This window comes from Desulfovibrio sp. (genome assembly GCA_016208105.1).
GTDB lineage: Bacteria > Desulfobacterota > Desulfovibrionia > Desulfovibrionales > Desulfovibrionaceae > Fundidesulfovibrio.
In genome coordinates this window covers 1-15,436 of the sequence record JACQYS010000030.1, presented here as the reverse complement: position 1 = coordinate 15,436, position 15,436 = coordinate 1, and the positions used below count along the sequence as shown (strand labels likewise).

Genomic DNA, 15,436 nt, shown 5'->3' with positions numbered 1-15,436 from the left:
CACGAGCCAATCCGACGAACGATGCCGTTCGTCTTCGCCGCCGTGGGCCTCCTGTCGCTCCTCTCCGTAGGTTGGCTCGGGATGCTGCCTGACGGCATCCTCAGCGGGCGCGGGGCGCTCCTTGGAGCCTCAGGCCTCGGCCTCTTGATCGCAGCTACGCTCTCGCGGGCGAATTCCACGCTCGCAGGGTTGCTGGCCCTCCTCGTCTCGATTCAGGCCGCCGGTTTCGCACTCACCGACGCCGGGCCGACTGTTCGGTACCCCCACCTATTTCCACCGGCGCGCTGGCTCGAGCCCAACGCCCTGTTCGCGCTCGCAGTCGTCATCGTCTCGGGGGTGGCCATCGGAACGAGATTTCGCGAGATCGCGGGGATCTGGAACGCCGCGAGAGATGCCCTCGGACTTCGGTCCTGGGTGCTCCTCGCGCTGACCGCCCTCTTCTTCGTAACCGGCGCCGTACTCTCCAAGAGCCCGGTTGAGTCATTCGCAGAGCTCGCCCTTGGTTTCTTGCTCCGAGCCTTGGGGCTGCTAGTGGCAAGCTTGCTCGCTGCTTCGATCCCGAAGTCTTGGGCGAGTCGAACGAGTGCCGCTCTCGACCGTCGACTCCTGCTGTTCGCCACGACGTGGGTACTGCTGATCACCAGCGCCCTCGCCTACTTCGTCTATCAACGCCATCCGCACGTTCCCGACGAGGTCGCCTACCTCCTTCAAGCGCGGTATCTCGCCGAAGGGAAGCTGTGGCTCCCGAGCCCGCCCGTTCCCGAGGCCTTCGATACCGATCTGATGAGCCTCGTGGGAGATCGGTGGTTCAGCCCGACTCCGCCCGGATGGCCCATGCTGCTGGCGATCGGCGTCCTCTTCAAAGTCTCGTGGCTCGTGAACCCGATCGTCAGCGCCGCGACCGTACCCTTGGCCTACTCGGTCACGCGAAGTGTCGCGGGAATCCGGGAGGCGAAGTGGGTCGTACTCCTATTCGCGACATCTCCCTGGTTTCTCTTCATTGGCATGAGTTATATGGGTCATGCTTCCGCGCTGTGCCTGACTCTCGCCGCGACGTGGCTGGTCGATCGAGTTCGGCAGGGGCGAAGTTGGGGACTCATGATCCCAGCGGGACTGGCGATCGGCATCGTGAGTTGGACCCGGCCCCTCGAAGGCGTGACTCTCGCTGTCGCTCTCGGTCTTTGGACCCTGAGCTTCGAAGGGAAACGCAGGCGCGCTCTCCTGCCGCTAGCCGTCGCCACGGCCCTGGTCGGATCCGCACAGCTCCTCTACAACCAGCTTCTGACCGGGAACGCCTTGTTGTTTCCGATCACCGAGTACTGCAATCGACTCTACGGTCCGGGCTCCAACGATCTCGGATTCGGGCCCAATCGAGGCCTGAATTTTGGCGGGCTCGATCCGTTTGCTGGCCACGGACTGAGAGACGTCGTCCTGAACGGCCACATCAATGTCGCACTCATAAACCTGGAGCTCCTCGGTTGGGTGACCGGCTCGCTGCTAGGTATCTTGGTCCTCTTCGGATCGGGGAGGGCGCGCCGCTCGGACTATGGAGTCTTGGCTGCGGGCCTCTCCATCGTGTTCGTTCACAGTTTTTATTGGTTTTCGGGCGGTCCCGATTTCGGCGCTCGCTACTGGTATCTGGTGATTTTCCCGGGCTTGCTCCTGACCGCCCGCGGGATCGAGGTCGTCGCCGAAGCGGCCGCCGGCTCGGCCGAGCGCATTCGAGCGGCTGCGGTTGTGCTGTGCCTGCTGGCGGTCGGGTTGGGTGTACCTTTTCGTGCGGCCGACAAATATTTCCACTACCGACGCATGCGGCCCGACGTTCGGGAGCTCATCGCGGGCGGCACGCTGGGCCGATCTTTGGTGTTGATCGAGGGCAGGAGACATCCGGACTACGCGTCAGCGGTCATTTATAACCCAACCGATTTGAGCGCCAACGAGCCGATCCTCGCGTGGGATCGAGGCGAGGAACTGACTCGGAGGCTACGCGCCGCCTTTCCCGACCGGACGATTCTGAGGTTGCGAGGCCCGACGATCACGAACGGGCGCTATGAGATCGTGCGCGAGGAGCAGACGGGATCGCGCTACCCGTGAGATCAGCGGTCAGGCGCCTGGAATACTGCAAGCCCCGGATTCCGATCGGCGTACGGAGTCAGCGAATCAAGCCCGCCCGCAGCTTGAAGAGCCCGCGGAAAAATCGCGCCACGTCCATCGGGCGCACGTGGGAGCTCCCGTGCTCTCGCATCCGAGAGAACGCGTTCACCTCGATGACTTTCAAGCCCATCTGATACGCTTTGACCAAGATCTCCGGGTCGAGCAGCCAGTCCTTGGAAACGAGCCGCATGGCTTCGATCGTGGAGCGATGGAGGAGCTTCGGGCTGCCGTTGACGTCGAAGCTGCCAATACCGGGCCATAACGCGGCCATGGCCACGTTGTATCCGAACGAGGTGACCGAGCGATGCGCACCGTCCAGCCGAAATCTCCGGCGGACCTTGATCAGCGCGGGCTCTTTGAGGGTTCGAGCGATCTCGTACAGTCGGACGGCGTCCTCGGCGTCGATCTGACCGTCCGCCGGAATGATACCAACCCAGTCCGCGGTGCATGAGGGCAACGAAAAGAGCACACCAAACCCGTAGCCCTGGTTGACCTCGACGCGAACCGGAGTGATCGGCAGACCCTCTCTCGTGAGTTGCTCGATCAGCTCTCCGGTCCGATCGGTAGAGCCATTGTCGCACGCGACCAACTGGAGCTTGAAGCCTTCGCGCTGAAAGGCCCGGACGAACCTCGGGATGGTGTACGGGATGACGTCGGCCTCGTTGTAACAAGGCATGACGAAAGAGACGTCGGGTCGCTGCGGCGCAGCCGATTCGGCGTTCATGAGGCGCTAGAGTCGACCGGAGAGTGCGAAGACGAGCTCGGTCTGGTCGCGGTGAAGGAAGATCGGATTACGGATGCCGTCTCGGAGCACGGAGCCGCCGTGCTCCAAAGAGACGTCGAACGTAAGGTGAGGACCGTAGGAAGTACTCAGATACAGGTCCCAGCCAAAGTCCTGCGTCCATGCGGCATGGCCGCCGACCGCGTAGCCCAGGTACCAAATGGTGTACGCATCCAAACCTCCGGACACGGACAGGTCGCCCACCTCGAACATCGTATACTCGGCGAAGCCTAGCGCTTGTAGCGCCAGCCGGTTATTGGGAAACTGCTCGGTGCCCTTCTTGGTGGCGTACTCGAAAAACCGATAAATCGCCAATCCATCGAAGCCGACGCTGAAGTTCTCGAATGCCTCGATGATCGCTTTGCTCTCGAGGGCTGTGCCGACGATCAGATCGTTCGCCTGGCTCGGTCTCGACGTGGGGAGCCACAGCCGCGCATAGTGAGTCAATGAGAGCTCCCGCGAAAAACTAGGGAGCTCCACGGAGTGGGTGTACGAGAATGTGGCTCTGACGTCGTCGAAACGAAACGCCGAGTCGCCGACTTCGGCGACGAACCGCTCCCGAAGGCCCAACCGAAGGGCAGCGACGCCGCCCGAGATGACTGGGTAGCCTGCGGTCAAGCCGTAGCCGAGAGACCGATCACCCCGGGCAGTTTCGTCGGTGATGGCGAGCATGCGAAACTCCGCTGAGGCGCTCAGAAACGGCTTACTCGCCCGTGCGGCATCCTGAACCTCCCGGGCCAGGCGCTTTCGCTCTTCTTCACTCGCCTTGGCACCCGACTTCGAACTGTCAGGAGTCTCTTCGCTCGGCCGAGGCGCCTGAACGACGGGCGCCGGACCCTCCGTCTGCTCGGTCTTCTCCGCGACCTGTTGCTTCGCTGAAGTCGTCGCCGTGGCGACCCTCACCTTCGAAGGGGATGGCAGATTCAACACATCCGGCACGGCGGGCTCCGCGAGGTTCTCTCCGAGCCGCCGCGCGGGCGGAGGGACGTCCGGCATCGGCTCCGCGACGTTTTCGCCCGGGAGGACGAAGTTGTTCCTCACCTCCTCGGGCTCGTCTTGCGCGGTGGACGACGTCGCGACCTTGGGCTCCTCGGCGAACGCGCCGCTCCCGTAGGGGAGCAGAGTCAGGAGCGCCAACAGCGATACGCGGGCCATGTTCAGAACCCTACGAAGTTGTTGAAATACTCATAATACGCCAGGAGGATCTTGAGACCGAACGTGTCTTGATCTCGGCTCGCCGAGGCCATGCTCTCGTTGTACTCTTTGACGTACTGATAACTCACCGGGCTCCGCGACTTCGAAGCGACCAGGTGCCACAACTGATCCGGCAGATAGGTGTAGACGTACTCCTCGCCGTTGCTGGTGAAGATCCTCTGGGGGTTGTGGGGATCGGTGACGGTCTCGAGAATTCCAGCTCCGTACACCAGCTCGAGCTCCTCACGAGTCTCGAAGCGTTGGAGCGCAATGCGCTCCTTGAGCTCGATCGTGTCGACGAGGTTCGAGTTGGTCGCGTTCGCGAAGAGGAAGAGCGCGTAATACTTGAACCAGGGGAAGGTGTCGTAGTTGGCCCCGAGCATGTTGTCGAGCACGCGCTGGGACAGCGCGTAGTTACGGGTGCCGAACGGTGCGTCGTACATCGTCACGTAGGTGTAGACGTTGGGGTCGTAGTTGTAGACCTCCGACAAGTCCATGAACGCGAACATCGTGAAGAGCTTGTCGGTGATGATCCCCAAGCGAAGCAAGTCACCGTAGAAAGGGTCGTACTCATCTTGATAGTTCCGGAAGCTCGCGGGCTGGTTGATCACAGCGTCGTAGAAAGCCATGGTCATTCCGATCGCGCTGGACACGTCGTTGTACATGTCCTGGGCGATCTCGTCGTACTCCTGGTCGGTCAGCACGGTTCGCGTCGAATCCACCTGGTCGAGCCGCTTGAGCGTGTTCTGAATTTCGCCGCCGCCCCAGGTGAAAATTCCGAGGTACCAGAAGCGTTGAATCGAGAAGACCCAGTCATAGACGTCCCAGGCGTAGCCGGACGTATCCCAGAAAGTGCGGTAGGCCCTACGGTTCCTGATCTTGTAGAACCAGTCGTAGCGCTCGATGTGGTTGAGCACGATCTCCGACGGGGTCACGCCCAGGTCGAACATCTGGCACAGGGGCGAGCGACCGGCGTGTTCGTCGGTGCAGTAGAGCAGGTCGTCCTTCATGACTTCGGTCTTCTTTTCTTCAGACCCGTAAATCCAGGTGAGCGCGGCTTCGTCGTAAGCCCCCCAAGCTCGCGGTGAACCCGCCTCTTCGATCGGAGACACGTAGTCCATGACCGAGGCGCTGACTTCGCCGTCATGCATGTGCTTCGCGTCAGCGCTGCCGTAGAAGTTGTGCCGAAGCCCCAGGGTGTGGCCGAGCTCGTGAATCGCGGTCCGATACACGACCGCATCGAGAATTCGCTCCCGATATTGATCGTCGGACTCGAAGTGACCGTCCTTGCAGACTCGAGCTCCGCCGGCGATCGCATCGAGCGCATCTCCGATGTTGACCTCCTGAATGTTCTTGGAAGCCATGACTCGCTTCATCTCCGTGTCGAGCTCGTAGTGATTTCGCTTCCAATCCCGGAGTTGTTTGGCGAACTCGTCCTGCGCGAGCACCCCGACTTGGCTATCGAGCGGCCTCGTGCCGAACGGACTCTGTCCCGACGAGATCTTCGCGAGGCTTTGGGTAAACTCACGGTCGGCCTTCAGCCGGTCTCCGAGATCCGGGGGCGGCGTTCGGTAAACGTAGATGTTCCAGAATGGCTCGGCGTAACGGATCTCGGGGAGCAATCGATGGTAGTTGGCGAGAAACTCTTCCTTGGGTCGAGCCGGCGTCGGGATCATGTCGGCTTTGACGATCGAGTCTTCCGTCACCTCGGGAAGGTCCATCACGCGCCGCATCTCCTGGATGAGTGTGGACTTGAGCCGGGACTTCTGGTCGACGGGCGCGACGGTCTCCCCGGCCGTGCAAGTGATTTCTTCCCACTTCTTGCCGGCCTCGGGCGTCTTGGCGCCGAATTCCTCGAGGAAGTCCTGAATGAGGAAGCGGTACCTGTCGAGGCCGATTTCGTACAGGTTGACGTTTGCCGAGAAGACCTCTCCGGTTCGCGGGTCGGCCGTAGAAGGTCCGTAGCCGAGCAGGCCCTTGGTCGTGTCGATATCGCGGTGGAACGTGAAGAAGCTATACCGCAGATCGCCGACGTGCCGCGGCTTGCCGTCGAAGTCATGGTCCTTCACGTCGAGGCGAAGCTTGGCTCCCGCTGCCGTGAGCACTCGGTTGGTCTCCGCGACCATCTGCCGGAAGGACACTTTCCATTTCTCCGGGAAGCCCTCCGCGAAGTAATACACTGCGGGCTCGGTGCGGTTCGGATCCCAACGACGCGCGAGCGACTGAGCCGACAACAGGCCGGTCTTGTCGTCTCGGAAGAGGTTCAGCGCCTGGAACACGCCATACTTCTTGTTGACCTCGTCCTTCTCCGCGATCACGAGCGGTTGGTAGGTCGAGGGTCCCGGCCGATAAAAAGAAAATCGGAACTGAATCGACGCGGTCCCGGCTCCGCTGATCAGGGTCATGACGTCGTAGCAGGCCCCGTAGGCCCCTTCGATGCGGAGGAGGTAGTTGATTTCGACGACGAAGGTGAGGTGCTGATCGGCCTCGTCGAACTCATAGGTCCCTGGGACCAAGCTCGCGCCGGTGACGGAGGCGCACTGGCCGAGGTAGTCGGCATAGTACCAAGCGACCTGGCCGATGGGGCTGGTCGAGAGCCCCTCGAAATCGACTCGGAATTTTTGCCGCTGCATCCACGGCGCCTCGGTATTCTCTTCCAGATAGTTGGTCCGCTCGCCATCGAGGCTCTCACGGAGCTTCACGTCGACGTGTGATCCCGGGAACTCCATCAGGACTCGGTCGGCAGTGGTCGGAAGATCGTCGTTGGCGTCGTCGGGTCGGTCTCGCATGAGCCGGGTGGCGTCGAGGATCTGCAGCGAGTCCTCGCTGTACCTGAAGCGCACGAGCTCGGGGTCGCCGCCGGCAAATTTCCCTTCGACGCCCGGAAAGGCGTAGTCAGCCACGGCGTTTGGGGAGCTAGCCTTCACCACGGTAGCTTTGTACAGCCAGCTCGAGTCGGTGCTGCCTTGCCCGAGCTTCGGGTTCGGAGCGGTGAGCTTGGCCTTATCGAGGTAGATCGACTCGTCCCGGAGGCCGTTGCGCACGGGCCGGTAGTCGACGCACGCGGAGAGGAGGAGGATACCGAAGGAGAGTTTCTTCATCGAAGTCATGACGGAAAGCTCCGATTCATCGCCAGATCGCCGCGGCGACCGCGCGTCCGTCGTAGGCCGTGAGCTGGACTCGGTTCGTCAGAGAGACCACCGAGTCGAGCACGTTGCCGTTGGGAGAGTAATTGTAGACGATCTCGCAGTCCCGCGCGGCGTCCGGGCCGGCGAGCTCTTGCCAAGCCTGAATGCTGCGCCGGAGGTCGACGCCGTAGCGAATCGGTAGCCCGTCGCACAGCTCGATGTCGCCCTTGAAGTCGCCCTGAGACGCGCGACCGATCTTGCCATCGGCCTCGATCCAGAACGCCATGACCGTCTCTTTGCCATAAAGGCGGACGACGTGAGAGGGTACGAACTCCCAGCGCTCTCCGCGGATTTGGCGGAGATAGCCGTTCTCGTCTTCCATCGGGTCGCCGGAGACAGGGATGCGCAGCGTCTGACCGCCCGGCACCGCGAGCACGGCGTCGAGCATCGTGAGCCGTCGGTCGAAGTCCTGAATCGTGATGGGTGCGCCCCCGAGCGAGTACGGATTTCCGGCCGTGCCCGCCCGTGCCATGGCCAACGTGAAGAAGGGCTCGGAGGTGCCTTCGGCCGCATTCACTCGTGCCAAGGCAGCCTCGTAGAGCGCGTCGAGCTCGCTGCCGCCCCGGCTCACAGTCACGAACGTCACCGCGCCGAAATCCAAGCTGTACTGGACCTCGAGACGATACGAGACACCCCCGCGCACGAAGTGGGCCGCGCCGATGGACCAACGACGGTCGTCCGTAGTCTGGAAGAACTTGAACGTGCCGGGAGCCTCGGACTCACCGTGGGTGAACGCCTCCAACACCGCGTCGACAAACGGCTCGATCAGGAAAGTCGGCTCGGTGATCCGTGGGTCGACCATCGCGCGATCGGCCTCCGAGAGCGCGTCGTAGCGCGCAAGCACGTCGTCGACCACTGCGGGAATCCAACTCCCGCCGGACCCGGGCACCTTCAGCTCACCAATGGCCTGCGGATCGTTGCGAATGAAAGGATTGAACAACTGATAGTCGCTGAGTGGATGAGTGGGCCCTGAGGTCGACGTGCCGATCACCGTCCCGTGTACGCGCTCTTCGAGCTTCCGTTCGTACAGCGTTCCGAGCGAGCGCGGCCGAAACTCCTCGACGGGTGCCGCCAGCACGCGGGAGAACGAAACCGTGTACAACGTGTCCGGGTCGGCCGGCGGCTCACCATCCTTCAGCGCCGCGGAGGTACTCAGCTTGCGAACGAAGCCGATGTCGAGCCCGTTGAAGTTGACGTCAACCGAGTCCCGCGCGGTCCACACGTCGTAGTTCACTCGCTTCAGCGTTCGGTCGTCGGCGGCGTCGATACACACCGCCTTGAATTCGCCGAAGCTCGCCTCGTCGTCCAACGAGACCTCGCAATTGGGCCGGGAGTTGCTCCTGAACTTGAAGTCCATCGTCGTTCCGTTCGCCTCTCCAAACGAAATCTGGCCGGAAGTCTCGAACGGAGCTACTCGGACGGGCTCGAGGATGATCCAACTGATCTGCCCCTCGGGAGAGAATCGAAGCTGAACACCGGAATCCTGGAACACCACGAAGGTCGCCTGAGGCGCCGACTCGTTCGTCGCATCGTACGTGATGTCGCAGATCTTCTCGGCGACGCAGTCATAATTAGCAGGCAGCGGATCCCCGTCGAAGAAAGTCTCCCGCAACATGGCGTACATCTTCGTTACGTTGGCGTTGTTCAGCCACGAGTTGGTCCGGCGCGCCTGGTCCGCACGCGACGAGTATTGGTCGAGCTCGGTGTCGCCGATCTTCACGCGCTCTCGAGTCCTGATCAAGACGGGGACTTGGTTCCCGCTCGCGTCGGTGTATGACCCGGACAGAGTTCCGAGGTACTGAGTATAAGCCACCAGGAACTCGATCAGCCTCGTCTCCTCGTTGAAAAAGACGATCACCTCTTCGGTCGGTCCCCAGGAGAACGCGTTCGAATAGGTGAAGGACGGGTCGCAGAATTTTCCGTCTTCCGGTCGTCCCACCAGATCGTCGGCGCGCAGGGGCCGGCCGTCCGGGTTCCAAAGCGGCACGCCGCCCAAAGACACGTCCGGAATCACCGGCTTCAGCACCATGTCTTGGATCAGGGTGTCTTGCTCGCTGACGTCGCAGAAGCGAGCTCGGCCCACACGATCACCACCTTCGGTGTCGAAGCCTTTTTCACCGGGCTGGACGAACGGGGAGATTGGCGCCGTGCCATTGTCTTGGCTCGGGTCGCCTTCATAGGGTGTGAAAACCTGTTCGGGGCCGTCTTCGCAGGCGAAGGCGAGAGCCAAACACGGAAGCAACTTCGTGACGCGCATCCGGAGTCCTCCTGGAGGACGCGTCAAAGCACGGCGGATGGTTTCGAGCAAGGGTTCGTTCAGATAAACTCGCAACCGGGCTGAACCGGGGGAAGCGATCCTTGCTCGGATTTTGGAAACTGAATATTTGATCAGTATGACCAGAGAACGCTACGTGGAGCTTCGCTGCGCGACCGCGTTCTCCTTCCTGCGAGGGGCCTCGACACCCGAAGAGCTCGTCACCCGGGCCAAGGAGCTCGGTCATTCACGGCTGGCGATCACGGACCGAAACGGGTTCTACGGCGTGGTACGAGCTCACCGAGCGGCCAAGGAGCTCGAACGCAGCGGGGAGAGCTTGCGAATTCTGGTTGGGTCCGAGGTGAGCACGTCTGCCAACGATGGGTTGGAGGCGGAGGTCACGGACACCACATCCGCGGCGAGAGTACCTCCGTCTTTGATTCTCTTTCCGACCGATCGAGACGCCTACGCGCGGCTCTCTCGGATGCTGTCGGAAGCTCGGCTGCGCGTCGGAAAAGGCGGATTCGAGCTTCACTTCGCGGACGTCGAGCGCGCTTCGAAGGACCTCTTTGCCATTCATGTAGGAGACCCTTCAGACTCGAGCCTCACGGATGAGTATGAGGTCTTTGGAGATCGGCTTTCGATCGCGGTGAGTAGGACGTTTTCGCCGTTCGATCGACCCCGCATCGAAGCCGCGCAACGCGCGTCGGTGAGATTTCGTCTGCCGCTGGTGGTCACCGGCGGAGTGTGTATGCACTCGGCGGCCCGAAAACCGATCCTCGACATCCTGACGTGTATTCGCCTCGGAATTCGACTGTCCGAAGCAGGTCGTCGTTTGCTGCCCAACGCGGCCGGGCACCTTCGCTCGGCCGCCGAGATGGTCGAGCTCTTCGCCGAGCTCCCGGAGGCGCTCGAGCGGAGCGTGGAGATCGCCGATGCGTGTCGGTTTTCTCTGACCGAGTTGCGGCATCGCTTCGCCATCGAGAGCTTGCCGGGGAACGAGTGTCCGATGGAGTACCTGCGAAAGCTCGTCGAAAAAGGAGCGTGCGAGCGATATCCGCAAGGAGTCCCCGAGGACGTTGGCCACCAGATTCGACACGAGCTCGATCTCATCGAGCGTTTGGACTTCGCTGGCTATTTTTTGACAGTCTGGGATATCGTCAGGTGGGCGCGAGCTCGCGGCATACTTTGCCAAGGTCGAGGGTCCGCGGCGAACTCGGTCGTGTGTTACGTCCTCGGAATTACCGCGATCGACCCCGTCCGCATGAGTTTGCTCTTCGAACGATTCATTTCGATCGAGCGCGGGGAGCCTCCTGACATCGACGTCGACTTCGAACACGAACGCCGCGAGGAGGTCATGCAGTACGTCTATGAAAAGTACGGCCGTGACCACGCCGCGCTGGTCGCCACGGTCATCACGTACCGTGCCCGCTCGGCGTTTCGAGAGGTCGGCAAAGTGTTCGGGCTCTCCGAAGATCAGCTCGAACGACTCTCCGCGCTGTCCTCGGAGCTTTCCTTCCCGCACGAGACGCCAAAAATCAAGGAGCAGGAGGAAGACGCAAGAAATTGGGTCTACATCTCGGACTCACCGGTGACCTCGGCCGAGCTCGTCCGATCGGGGCTCGATCCGCGCGACGAGACCGTGCAGAAAGTCGTTTATTTCGCGCAGTCGCTCAGAGGGTTGCCGCGGCACTTGGGACAGCACACCGGTGGGTTCATCATCTCTCGTGACCCGGTCATCGAGATGGTCCCGGTGGAGAACGCCACGATGCCTTTCCGGACGGTGGCTTCGTGGGACAAGGACGACATCGAGGCGCTCGGCTTTTTCAAAATCGACCTCCTCTCCCTGGGTATGCTCTCGGCGCTCCGCAAGACCCTCGATCTCGTGCGCTCGTTCGAAGGTGTGGACCGCACCCTCGCGACGATCCCAGCCGAAGACCCCCTCGTCTACGACATGATCTCCGACGCCGACACGATCGGCACTTTCCAAGTCGAGTCACGCGCGCAGATGCAGGTGCTACCGAAGCTCCGGCCGAGAACTTTCTACGACATCGTGGTGTCGGTCGCGATCATCCGGCCCGGTCCCATTCAAGGGGACATGGTGCACCCGTACCTACGTCGCCGACGCGGAGAGGAGCCCGTCGAGTACCCGCACCCGGCACTTCGAGACATCCTCGGAAAGACACACGGTGTGCCGCTCTTTCAGGAGCAAGTCATGAAGATGGCGATCGCGGTGGCTGGATTCACCGGAGGGGAGGCCGACGAGCTTCGACGCGCCATTGGTTGGAGGTCGAAGATTCACATCGATCGATTGAGGGACCGATTGATCAAGGGCATGCTCGAGCGAGGGATCGACGCGGCCTACGCCGAGCGCGTCTTCAAGATGATTCAAGGCTTCGGTGGATATGGATTTCCGGAATCTCATGCAGCCTCGTTCGCGTTGCTCGCGTACAGTTCGTGTTTTCTCAAGCGATATCACCCAGCTGCGTTTTTAGCGGCGCTGCTCGACAGTCAACCGATGGGCTTCTATTCACCGAACGTCTTGGTGCAGGATGCAGAGCGTCATGGGGTGGAGGTCCGTCCCGTCTCGGTGGTCTTCAGCTTTTTCTCCGCGACCCTCGAGCCCGCTGACGAAGCTCTCCAGAACGCCGCCTGGATCAGCGGACAAATCAGAGAAAAAGGTCTGCACACCCCTTTCAAAGACCACGAGCTCGGCCGGCCGAGCCATGGATCGGCGATTCAGCCCGCGGTGCGCCTCGGGCTCTCCCAAGTCCGCGGACTCTCTGAGGCGGATGGATTGGCCATCGTTCGTGCCCGGAGTGAGTCTCCTTTCGTTTCGGTGGCCGACTTCGCCGCGCGAACCAAAGTAGCCAAGGACGCGATCGCCGCGCTCGCCTCGGCCGGGGCGTTCGCGGATCTGGTGCCAGCGCGACGAGAGGCGATGTGGAGAGTGCTCAACCTCGACCCCAGGAGTCCGCTCTTTGCCAGCGTCGAGCCGAAAAGTGAGATCGCTCCGAAGCTCCCGGTCCCGAGCCCCGCAGAGACGCTGGCGCTCGACTACGAGACCACTGGCCTCTCCGTAGAAACTCACCCCATGAAATTGCTGCGCGATCGAATGCGCGAGGATGGGGTGCTTGGGTACCTGGACTTGGAGCTGGTCCCCACCGGCATGAGAGTAAAAGTCGGTGGGCTGGTGATCACTCGGCAGCGGCCAGGAACGGCGTCGGGCGTCGTCTTCATCACCCTCGAAGACGAAAACGGTCACATGAATTTGGTCGTGTTCCCGAACGTCATGACGCGATTTCGGCGAGAGGCCACGGAGCATTCCCTCCTGATCGTGGAAGGCAAGGTTCAGCGGGAAGACAAAGTCACCAACGTCATCGTCGAAAAAATCTCACCGATGCCGAAGGTCGCTCCCCAGCCCGTAGGGCGTTACAACCGCTTCTATCGTTGCGGGTGAATGGTTCCCGCGACACGTGCATTTCGAAGCCACCTCGCGCAGAACGCCGCCGTGACTTACTCCATCGGCTCGGTTCCGGCGATCGCGATGCCGACCTTGGCTCCTCGGAGGACCCTGGCTCCTCCATCTATTTCGATGGGTCGTTCGTCAGAACTGATGAGTCCGTTCATGTCGGTGGCTACGCGCAACGTGTGCAACTCATTCACGCGCGAAATACCGTCGACGGACTCAGCGGTAGACGACCAAGGCAATTTGGGCCAACGCTCGGCCATCCGTATCGACCCCAACCAGGCGCATGGCGATCCAGTCGCTATCAAGTCGGCGGCCGGAAGAGATGGAAAGTCGACCTTCCGGGTCCAGCTCGACAACAGGCTTGACTGCCTCCAAGAATCTCCAGCGAATATTAGGCAGTGGGACTCCGCCTGAGAACAGGCGAAGGGTCGCGGGCATGCCAGCAGCGAACGCGCCGGGAAGCGCCATGCCGCCTGTCTGAGGAATTAGGCCTCTCCAAGAGCCGACTTCGGCGACGGGAGTAGGGACAATCTGCCCGGCACGCCGCGACCATAACGGGGCGCCGTCTGACATACTCAGCGCGTCGACCCCATCGAAAGAGGCCAGGAGTAGCACACCCTCGGTCGACGCCATCGCGAGCGGACCTCCAACGGTTACGACTTTCCAAAGTGACGAGCCCGAGCCTGGGCCCCAAACGCCCACGGTCCAGTCCCGGCCAGACTCGTCTGAAGAAAGGTACGGCAGTCGGCCGCCATCGCAGTGCCCGACTCTGGCAATTGCCTGAGGAGCCAGAGTCTGCCACCTCGCGCTTGGACCGAGGTCCAGTCTGACCACGTGCGGGGGGGGAGGCGTCCGGCGCGACCACGATGGATACGCCAGGAAGAATATCGAATTTGCGCATTGCCAGAAGTGCCTTGATAGAGGATTTCGACTTCGAACCGTTCTGACTCCCGTCCGGCTCGTGAGGCTAATGGATTTTCGATCGTTCGAGACACCCACTAGGGTTCCGTCTGCGAGCATGCCGACCGCACCTAATTCGCTCGGCTTCGCGCCGCGCGTCTTAGTCACCTGCCCGGAACGCGAATCTACGAATTCAACAGATTCGCCGTTCTGAATGAGAAAGCCGTTTTGCCCGCATGCGACAAGTTTTCCTTTCCGCCTGGACAACGTCCCTGCGGCCTCGAGTTCGATGAGGTGAACAGACTCGGCATCTTGAATCAGCAACGTCTTCGTGTTTTCGCACGGCGCCACTGAAGCCTGACCTAACCGCAGTGTCCAAATTCGCCTTGCGCTCGGAATCGAGTAGGCCTCAAGGGCCGGACCGATCCGCAGGACGAGCGTCTGAGTCGAAGTAGCGACCAGAATCTCGGCGCACGAGACATCGGAGCGGTCGTGCACGAGTCCTGGAAGCCTCGCGAGTTCTCGACCATCAGACGCCCGAAGTACTACGATGGACCCGTCCGTTTGACATACGGCAACGGCACCAGAGTCGGCGACTGGACGAAGCGAAGGATCTGGAGCGCCCCAGCCTTGCGCCGCAAGCAGGGTGATGATGGCTTGGAGTATAGTGACAACAAACCGCGATGAATCTCGCCTGTCTGTGCGATTCCCGCGCTCGTCGATGCCCACCGATACGTTGCCGGCCAAGTTGTAGAGCGTAGTCGTCAGATCGGCGTTCACCGTGCGGACGCGACGGCCGAGCTCGTCGTACTCAGACCTCGTCACGCGGCCGCCACGCCGAGCCCACTTCCGCTCGCGATGCCACTCGCCGAAATCGTGATGACGTTGCCGTTACAGTCCTGAATTCTGGTGATTCCCTTGCCGCTGGGCGGGGGTCGATAGAAGGAAAGTCGTCGATCCAACGGGGCCGGACTCCGATAACGAACCAACTTACTGTTACGGACGCCGGGCGACCGCGGGCGGGCCGGGGCGCCTCTGCTCTTCGCGGAAACACGACTTCAACATCGGACCCAGAATAGCACGAAACCCACTGCCGCGGACCTCGATTTTCGCGCGGAGCTCGAGGTCCACGCGGAGCCATCACCGCGTGGGGGACGATTTCGCTCAGGCCTCAGCGAAAACGCCGGCCGCCGCGCAACCGCGCGTAACCTGAGGAGGCGATCGCGATCGGGGCTTCGTGCTTCGTCGAACGGAACGAATTTCGGAGAGCGATGACCGCACGTGCCTGGGACCCAAGGAATCGGAACGATTTTCGGAGCACAAACGATTGCGCTCCTGCGATCGTTCGTGCATGCACACCTCATGCGACCGATCCGACAGAACACCCCCGAAAATTTCTGGTTCGTGACGTCCAGGACTTTGGAGTCCCGCTTCTTCTTGAAGCCAGACCCTCAGGCCGTCGAGATCGTGGGCTTCTTCCTCGCGCGTGCGCT

Annotated in this window: 6 protein-coding genes; 2 read left to right on the top strand and 4 right to left on the bottom strand. The window is 61.6% G+C overall.

Going from position 1 to position 15,436, the window contains the following annotated elements:
• Nucleotides 1-21: 21 nt before the first annotated feature.
• A complete protein-coding gene (locus tag HY795_18505; protein ID MBI4807210.1) occupies nucleotides 22-2,094 on the top strand; it encodes a hypothetical protein in 2,073 nt (690 codons plus the stop codon).
• Between the two features lie 58 nt (nucleotides 2,095-2,152).
• Here HY795_18505 and HY795_18500 read toward each other — a convergent pair whose 3' ends face one another.
• The 4 genes from HY795_18500 to HY795_18485 are packed head-to-tail and all read right to left on the bottom strand — an operon-like array spanning nucleotide 2,153 to nucleotide 9,574.
• Entirely contained in the window at nucleotides 2,153-2,878 is a 726-nt protein-coding gene (locus HY795_18500) for a glycosyltransferase family 2 protein (GenBank protein ID MBI4807209.1), read from the bottom strand.
• A gap of 6 nt (nucleotides 2,879-2,884) precedes the next feature.
• Entirely contained in the window at nucleotides 2,885-4,090 is a 1,206-nt protein-coding gene (locus tag HY795_18495; protein MBI4807208.1) for a hypothetical protein, read from the bottom strand.
• Nucleotides 4,091-4,092: 2 nt separating this feature from the next.
• Nucleotides 4,093-7,239, bottom strand: a complete 3,147-nt coding sequence (locus HY795_18490; GenBank protein MBI4807207.1) for a zinc-dependent metalloprotease — start codon at nucleotides 7,237-7,239, stop codon at nucleotides 4,093-4,095.
• Between the two features lie 16 nt (nucleotides 7,240-7,255).
• The gene (locus HY795_18485) at nucleotides 7,256-9,574 is read right to left on the bottom strand and encodes a hypothetical protein (protein MBI4807206.1); all 2,319 of its coding nucleotides are present in this window, start codon (nucleotides 9,572-9,574) and stop codon (nucleotides 7,256-7,258) included.
• A gap of 136 nt (nucleotides 9,575-9,710) precedes the next feature.
• On the opposite strand from HY795_18485, the gene HY795_18480 reads away from it, so the two are divergent.
• Nucleotides 9,711-13,031 (top strand): error-prone DNA polymerase, encoded by a 3,321-nt coding sequence (locus tag HY795_18480; GenBank protein ID MBI4807205.1) that lies wholly within the window; start codon nucleotides 9,711-9,713, stop codon nucleotides 13,029-13,031.
• The last annotated feature ends 2,405 nt before the right edge of the window (nucleotides 13,032-15,436 follow it).

Bases quoted from the DNA above. Each gene is read 5' to 3' on its own strand.
- HY795_18505 (MBI4807210.1), top strand. From the start codon at position 22: ATGCCGTTCGTCTTCGCCGCCGTGGGCCTCCTGTCGCTCCTCTCCGTA.
- HY795_18500 (MBI4807209.1), bottom strand. From the start codon at position 2,878: ATGAACGCCGAATCGGCTGCGCCGCAGCGACCCGACGTCTCTTTCGTC.
- HY795_18495 (MBI4807208.1), bottom strand. From the start codon at position 4,090: ATGGCCCGCGTATCGCTGTTGGCGCTCCTGACTCTGCTCCCCTACGGG.
- HY795_18490 (MBI4807207.1), bottom strand. From the start codon at position 7,239: ATGACTTCGATGAAGAAACTCTCCTTCGGTATCCTCCTCCTCTCCGCG.
- HY795_18485 (MBI4807206.1), bottom strand. From the start codon at position 9,574: ATGCGCGTCACGAAGTTGCTTCCGTGTTTGGCTCTCGCCTTCGCCTGC.
- HY795_18480 (MBI4807205.1), top strand. From the start codon at position 9,711: ATGACCAGAGAACGCTACGTGGAGCTTCGCTGCGCGACCGCGTTCTCC.